We start from the raw sequence: 606 nt of genomic DNA, 5'->3' as shown, positions 1-606 counted from the left end.
CGGACGCTCCGGGGAAGTCGTACGTGCGTGAGGGCGGGTTCCTTTACGACGCGGCGGAGTTCGACGCGGGGTTCTTCGGGATCTCGCCGCGTGAGGCGTTGGCGATGGACCCGCAGCAGCGGCTGCTGCTGGAGACGTCCTGGGAAGCGATCGAGCGGGCCGGGATCGACCCCACGTCCCTCAAGGGCACCCGGACCGGCGTCTACGCGGGGATCATGTACCACGACTACGGCGCCCCGATGGACCAAGTGCCCCAGGACGTCGAGGCGTTCATCGGCACAGGCAACGCGGGCAGCGTTCTGTCCGGCCGGATCGCCTACAGCTTCGGCCTCGAAGGTCCCGCCGTCACCCTCGACACCGCGTGCTCGTCGTCGCTGACCGCGCTGCACCTCGCCGTGACCGCCCTGCGGCAGGGCGAGTGCACGATGGCCCTCGCCGCCGGGGTGACCGTCCTCGCCACACCCGACGTGTTCATCGGTTTCAGCCGGCAGCGCGGTCTGTCGCCGGACGGGCGGTGCAAGGCGTTCGCCGCTTCCGCCGACGGTACGGGCTGGGCGGAGGGTGCGGGCGTCCTGCTCGTCGAGCGTCTCTCGGACGCCGTCCGCA

At 71.1% G+C, this 606-nt stretch carries 1 protein-coding gene; it reads left to right on the top strand.

Features of this window, described 5'->3' with window-relative positions; translation table 11 throughout:
- The coding region (locus HET64_RS38575) for a beta-ketoacyl synthase N-terminal-like domain-containing protein (RefSeq protein ID WP_215111872.1) at window positions 1-606 on the top strand (606 nt) is incomplete at both ends.

Origin of the sequence: Streptomyces sp. McG3, from assembly GCF_018619185.1 — a bacterium.
GTDB lineage: Bacteria > Actinomycetota > Actinomycetes > Streptomycetales > Streptomycetaceae > Streptomyces.
Note: the sequence above shows the minus strand (reverse complement) of the source record. Positions and strands in the feature narration are given on the sequence as shown.